Source organism: Lysobacter sp. 22409 (assembly GCF_052045105.1).
GTDB lineage: Bacteria > Pseudomonadota > Gammaproteobacteria > Xanthomonadales > Xanthomonadaceae > Lysobacter > Lysobacter antibioticus_B.
Window position 1 is genome coordinate 54723 of record NZ_JBQEOE010000037.1, and the last position, 6228, is coordinate 60950.

The window sequence follows — 6228 nt, forward strand, 5'->3', positions numbered from 1 at the left end:
GGAGCGGCGCAAGCCGCGACCGTGTCGGCGCAACGACGTCGCAGCCGACACCCGCCGACGGACCAGATCGCCGCCGCGTCGCTCGTATCCCAAGCCATTAGGCGGCCTCCGCCGCTTGTGGGGTCGTCCTGTTCGATAGCGAGATCTGCGGACGCTCGCGGCGCCACGCCTTCAAACCGAAACAAGGCCGCAGCCACGTCACGCGCCGGATCGCTTCGTGCAGCGCCCAGCAACCGAGCACGGTGCCGAGCAGAACGATGGCCGGCTCGACGACCGCGCCGAACTTGAGCGGCAGCACCCAATAAGCGATCAGTACGGTCAGGCTTTGGTGCAGCACGTACCAGGGGTAGACCGCTTCGGTGGCCCAGGGCAGCCAGCGGAACGGGCGGTTGAGCAGATGGTGCGACCAGCCCAGGATCGTGCAAATCGCCGCCCAGATGTACAGGCTGCGCACGGTCCAGATTGCGTACTGCACGCTGTCGGGCACGTCCTCTGGCAGCAGCCGGATCATCGCCAGATAGGCCGCGAACAGCGCCAGCGCCCAGGCCAGGGTGCGGCGGCGCAGGTGCAGCAGTTCCTGCCACAGGCCGGCCTCGTTGCCGAGCCAGTAGCCGTAGAGGAACACGGTGAAATAGATCGCGTGGCGGTACCAGTCGTGGATCAGGTCGCCGGTTTCCTCGAAATGCGGCTGCAGCAGGATCGAGCCGAGCGCCAGCGGCAGCGCCGGCAACACGACCAATTTCCAACGGCGCAGTGCGGCCAGCGCGGCATGGGCGCGGCGGCCGACGCCGTTGCGGAACAGCGGCAACACGGCCGCGAAGACCAGGGTGTAGACCCACAGATAGACCAGGTACCACAGGTGGTTCCAGGTAAAGCCGTACTCCCAGCCGTCGAAGGCCTCCGCCGGCCAGGGCTGGAAGCGGTAGTAGCGCAACAGGAAGTCGACGAAGCCCGGCTCGACCAGGCCGTTCGCCACGCCCTGGGCATAGGGCTGGATCGGCACGACCACCAGGCAGCCGAAGGTCAGCGGCAGCAGCAGCCGCCAGCTGCGTTGGGCGACGAAGCGGCCGAGCGAGCTGCCGCGCAACAGGAAGTGCACCGACAGGCCGGAGATCAAGAAGATCAGGTCCATGCGCCAGCGGTTCACGAACAGCATCGGCAACTGCAGGGTCTCCGACAGATGCGTGCTTTTGAGGTGCCAGCCCCAGTCGGCGACGTAGAGCATCGCCCAGTGATAGAGGATCAGCAGGGCGAAGGCGAGGGCGCGCAGGGCGTCGATGTCGTATCGGCGTTGCATGGGCGGTCACGGCAGTGGCGGAGCCGCAAGCCTGTGGCGACGGGCGTCGGCGAGCGATGCCGGGGTGACCGATGGCGGTTCATGGGGACGAATCGCGGTCCCCAGGGGACGACCGGTCGTCGCGTGCGACGGTCGCCGGGCGAGAATGCGCGCATGAACGACGATGTGTCCCCGATCCCCGCGGCCGCCAGCGCCGCCGCCCTTCCTCCCGCCCGTCCGGCCGTTCCGCCCAGCGCCTGGGACCGCTACCAACCCTGGCGCCGCACCGCCGAGATCCTGGGCTGGGTGATCCTGTTCGGGGTCAATGCGGTCGCCGGCAGCCTGACCACCTTGATGGACATCCGTCGTGCCGGCCTCGACATCCCGAATTGGGCGCCGCCGGTCTGGGAGGGCAGCAGTTGCCTGGTCGCGCTGGCGCTGGTGCCGGCCCTGGTCTGGTACACGCGCCAGGTCCCGTTCCATGTCGATACCTGGCGCCGCGCCGTGGCCCTGCACCTGCTCGGCAGCGTGGCCTGGTCGGTCGCCCACGTGACCGCCATGGTCGCCATCCGCAAAGCGGTCTACATCGGTCTGGGCGAAAGCTACGACTTCAGCCCCTGGGCGGCCGAATACGTCTACGAATACCTCAAGGACGTGCGCTCCTACACCTATATGGTGGTGTGGATCGAGGCCTATCGCCTGTTGCTGCGCCGTTGGCAGGGCGAAGCCAGCGTATTGACCGTCGCCGACGACGTGCCCGAGCCGGTCGTTCCCGAACGGCCGGAGCGCTTCCTGGTGCGTAAGCTCGGCAAGGAGTTCCTGATCGCCGCAGCCGAGGTCGAGTGGCTGCAGGCCTCGTCCAACTACGTCAACCTGCATCTGCGCGGACGCGACTATCCGCTGCGCACGACCATGGCCGGCATCGAGACTCAGCTCGATCCGGCCCGCTTCGTGCGCGTGCACCGCAGCTATATGGTCAACCTGGATTGCGTCGGCGAGATCGAGCCGCTGGAAAGCGGCGATGCGCGCATCACCATGAGCGACGGCACCCGCATCCCGTGCAGCCGGCGTTACCGCGGCGCCTTGCGCCAGGAGCGGCGCGCGGCCTGAATGGCGCGCTCTGTCGCGGCGGGCGTCGTGCCTGCCGCCCGGGTTTACTTCTCGACGAAGGCGCGCTCGAACACGTACTGGCCCGGCGTGCCGATGCGCGGCGAGGCGGTGAAGCCGCGCTGGTCGAGCACGCCGCGGAAATCGGCCAGCACCTGCGGGCTGCCGCAGATCATCGCGCGGTCGTGCTCGGGGTCGAGCGGCTCGATTCCGAGCAGGTCCATCATCCGCCCGCTTTCCATCATCTCGGTCAGGCGGCCGCGCTGGTCGCGGCCGGCGTACTCGAAGGCCTCGCGGGTCACGGCCGGGCAGTACTTGAGCTTGGAGGCGATCTGCTCGCCGAGGAACTCGTGGTGCGGCAGCTCGTTGACGATGTAGTCGCGGTAGGCCAGGTCTTTCTCGTTGCGCACGCCGTGGCAGAGCACCACCTTGTCGAAGCGCTCGTAGGTCTCCGGGTCTTTGATCACCGACAGCCACGGCGCCAGGCCGGTGCCGGTGCCGAGCAGGTACAGGTTGCGGCCGGGATGCAGGTCGTGGATCAGCAGGGTGCCGGTGGGCTTGCGCCCGATCAGCACGCTGTCGCCGGGCTGGATCGACTTCAGGCGCGAGGTCAGCGGGCCGTTCGGCACCTTGATGCTGAAGAACTCGAGCTGCTCTTCCCAGTTCGCGCTGGCGATCGAATAGGCGCGCAGCAGCGGCTTGTGCGAGCCGTCCGCCTGCTCGACCTGCAGTCCGATCATCACGAACTGGCCGTTCTCGAAGCGGAAACCGTCGTCGCGGGTGGTGGTGAAGCTGAAGTAGTCGTCCGTCCAGTGACGGACGTCCAGCACCGTTTCGGTGCCAAAAGCGGAGGACATGCGAGGATCGATCGGGTGGAGCGGGGCGCACATTGTACCCGAGCGATGAGAACGGTTCTTAAAGAGAGGAGTGAGTGGAGAGGGGTGAGGAGCGAGCAAAGCCGATACCGCCTCGCTCCCGCTTACTTCTCACTCCTCTCGGCTCGTTTTCTCATCCGCCCGCCCCAAAAACCCAGTCCTGTCAATGGGTTTCGCCTTCACGCCGGCATTGCGACAATCGCCCGGTCCCCCGCCAGCGGGGTAATCGATTGGAAACGATGCAAGACCAGAACACGCAGTCCGCGCAGATCGCAAACAAGATCGCCAAACTCATCGCCGTCGAGATCGGCGCCCAGACCGCCCAGGCCCTGTCCGCCATCGCTTTGCTCGACGAAGGCGCGACCGTGCCCTTCATTGCCCGCTACCGCAAGGAAGTGACCGGCGGCCTCGACGACATCCAGCTGCGCGACCTGGAATCGCGTCTGCGCTATCTGCGCGAGCTCGAAGACCGCCGCGCCGCGGTGCTCGAAAGCATCGCCGAGCAGGGCAAGCTGACCGACGAGTTGCGCGGCGACATCGAAGCGGCCGACAGCAAGGCGCGCCTGGAAGACTTGTACCTGCCGTACAAGCCCAAGCGCCGCACCAAGGCCCAGATCGCCCGCGAAGCCGGCCTGGAGCCGCTGGCCGACGGCCTGCTGGCCGACCCGACCCTGAGCCCGGAAGCCTTCGCCGCCGGCTTCGTCAGCGAGGAAAAGCAAGTCGCCGACGTCAAGGCCGCGCTCGAAGGCGCACGTGCGATCCTGATGGAGCGCTGGGGCGAAGACGCCAGGCTGGTCGGCGAACTGCGCGGCTGGCTGACTGAGGTCGGCGTGATCCGCGCCCGCGTCGCCGAAGGCAAGGAAGCCGAAGGCGCCAAGTACCGCGACTACTTCGACCACGCCGAATCGCTGGCGAAGATCCCCTCGCATCGCCTGTTGGCCCTGTTCCGCGCCCGTCGCGAAGAAGTGCTGTTCCTCGAACTCGAGCCCGGCGCCGATGCCGAGGCCGGCCACGCCTACGGCGAAGGCCGGGTCGCGCTCAACGCCGGCATCTCCGACCAGGGCCGCGCCGCCGACCGCTGGCTGCTCGATGCCTGCCGCCTGACCTGGCGCGCGAAGCTGCACCTGCACTTGTTGCTCGACCTGTTCGGCCAGGCCCGCGAGAAGGCCGAGGCCGAAGCCATCGACGTGTTCGGCGACAACCTCAAGGACCTGTTGCTGGCCGCGCCGGCCGGCCCGCGCGCCGTGCTCGGCCTCGACCCGGGCCTACGCACCGGGGTCAAGGTGGCGGTGGTCGATGCCACCGGCAAGTTCGTCGCCCACGACACCATTTACCCGCACGAGCCGCGCAAGCAGTGGGACCAGTCCCTGCACACGCTGCGCGCGCTGTGCATCAAGCACGGGGTCGAACTGATCGCGATCGGCAACGGCACCGCCTCGCGCGAAACCGACAAGCTGGCCGCCGACCTGATCAAGCTCGTGCCGGAAGCCAAGTTGACCAAGGCCGTGGTCAGCGAGGCCGGCGCCTCGGTGTACTCGGCGTCCGAGTTCGCTTCCAAGGAATTCCCCGATCTCGACGTCAGCATCCGCGGCGCGGTCTCGATCGCGCGGCGCCTGCAGGACCCGCTGGCCGAACTGGTCAAGATCGAACCCAAGGCGATCGGCGTCGGCCAGTACCAGCACGACGTCGATCAGTACCGCCTGGCGCGCGCGCTCGACGCCCGCGTCGAGGACTGCGTCAACGCGGTCGGCGTGTACGTCAACACCGCCTCGGCGGCTTTGCTGGCGCGGGTGTCGGGCCTGTCGAGCACGGTGGCCGAGAACATCGTCCGCCATCGCGACGAGAACGGCCCGTTCGCCTCGCGCAAGGCCTTGCTCAAGGTGCCGCGCCTGGGCGACAAGACCTTCGAGCAATGCGCCGGCTTCCTGCGCATCGTCGATGGCGAGCAACCGCTCGACGCCTCGTCGGTGCACCCGGAAGCCTATCCGGTGGTCGAACGCATCGTCCAACAGTGCGGACGCGAGGTGAAGCAGTTGCTCGCCGACCCGCAGTTCGTGCGCACCCTCAAGCCCGAGCAGTTCACCGACGATAAGTTCGGCGTGCCGACCGTGCGCGACATCCTCAAGGAAATGGAAAAGCCCGGCCGCGACCCGCGTCCCGAGTTCAAGGCCGCGCGGTTCGCCGACGGCGTCGAGGACCTCAAGGACCTGCAGGTCGGCATGATCCTCGAAGGCGTGATCAGCAACGTCGCCGCGTTCGGTGCCTTCGTCGACATCGGCGTGCACCAGGACGGCCTGATCCACATCTCGGCCTTGTCGGACAAGTACGTCAAGGACCCGCGCGAGGTGGTCAAGGCCGGCGACGTGGTCAAGGTGCGGGTGCTCGAAGTCGACATCCCGCGCAAGCGCATCGCCCTGACGCGCCGTCTCGACGACGCCGTGCCGGCGCCGCGTCCGGCCGGTGCGGGCGCCGAACGTAACGAGCGTAGCGACCGCAATGGCGGCCGCGGCAACGACCCGCGCGGCGGCCGTCGCGAAGCGCCCCCGGCCCGTGGTGGCTCGTTCGCCCCGAAGGCCGCCGCGCCGATGGGTGGCGCCCTGGCGGATGCGTTCGCGAGGGCGAAACAGAAGTCCTGATTGGCCAGCGTTTCGGTTTTTTGCGGCAACCGGAAGCCGCCTCCTTGCAAAAGGGGGCGGCTTTTTCGTGGGGCGAATGGTAGGTGGCGCTGGTGGAGACGACGTCGTTACTGCTTAGCTTCAGCTTCAGCTTCAGCTTCAGCTTCGGCTTTGGCTTTGGCTTTGGCTTTGGCTTCGGTTGCCTTGAAGATTTTTCTGTTGCCGTTGCCGTTGCCGTTGCCGTTGCCGTGCGTCGTATCGACCTTGCGAAGGCAATAGAAGACCCGGAGGGCGGCCTGCATGGATGCAGGCCGTTTTTCATCGGGACAGGGATGTCCCGTATGAAAAATCCCTG

General features: G+C 67.3%; 5 protein-coding genes. 2 read left to right on the plus strand and 3 right to left on the minus strand.

The window, feature by feature from the left end; translation table 11 throughout:
• Positions 1–97: 97 nt before the first annotated feature.
• Entirely contained in the window at positions 98–1297 is a 1200-nt protein-coding gene (locus tag ACTJJK_RS17680) for an acyltransferase family protein (RefSeq protein WP_031373805.1), read from the minus strand.
• Between the two features lie 153 nt (positions 1298–1450).
• On the opposite strand from ACTJJK_RS17680, the gene ACTJJK_RS17685 reads away from it, so the two are divergent.
• Positions 1451–2386 (plus strand): LytTR family DNA-binding domain-containing protein, encoded by a 936-nt coding sequence (locus ACTJJK_RS17685; RefSeq protein WP_081931291.1) that lies wholly within the window; start codon positions 1451–1453, stop codon positions 2384–2386.
• Between the two features lie 44 nt (positions 2387–2430).
• Here ACTJJK_RS17685 and ACTJJK_RS17690 read toward each other — a convergent pair whose 3' ends face one another.
• Positions 2431–3240 (minus strand): ferredoxin--NADP reductase, encoded by an 810-nt coding sequence (locus tag ACTJJK_RS17690; protein ID WP_223619476.1) that lies wholly within the window; start codon positions 3238–3240, stop codon positions 2431–2433.
• Positions 3241–3497: 257 nt separating this feature from the next.
• Between ACTJJK_RS17690 and ACTJJK_RS17695 the strand changes: the two genes are divergently transcribed.
• Complete coding sequence (locus ACTJJK_RS17695; protein WP_440730842.1) at positions 3498–5894, plus strand: Tex family protein; 2397 nt, start codon at positions 3498–3500, stop codon at positions 5892–5894.
• Positions 5895–6001: 107 nt separating this feature from the next.
• Here ACTJJK_RS17695 and ACTJJK_RS17700 read toward each other — a convergent pair.
• A partial coding sequence (locus ACTJJK_RS17700) for a hypothetical protein (protein WP_440730843.1) occupies positions 6002–6228 on the minus strand: 227 nt, incomplete at its 5' end.

Coding starts and splice junctions, on each gene's coding strand:
- ACTJJK_RS17685 (WP_081931291.1), top strand. CDS start 1,451: ATGAACGACGATGTGTCCCCGATCCCCGCGGCCGCCAGCGCCGCCGCC.
- ACTJJK_RS17695 (WP_440730842.1), top strand. CDS start 3,498: ATGCAAGACCAGAACACGCAGTCCGCGCAGATCGCAAACAAGATCGCC.
- ACTJJK_RS17690 (WP_223619476.1), bottom strand. CDS start 3,240: ATGTCCTCCGCTTTTGGCACCGAAACGGTGCTGGACGTCCGTCACTGG.
- ACTJJK_RS17680 (WP_031373805.1), bottom strand. CDS start 1,297: ATGCAACGCCGATACGACATCGACGCCCTGCGCGCCCTCGCCTTCGCC.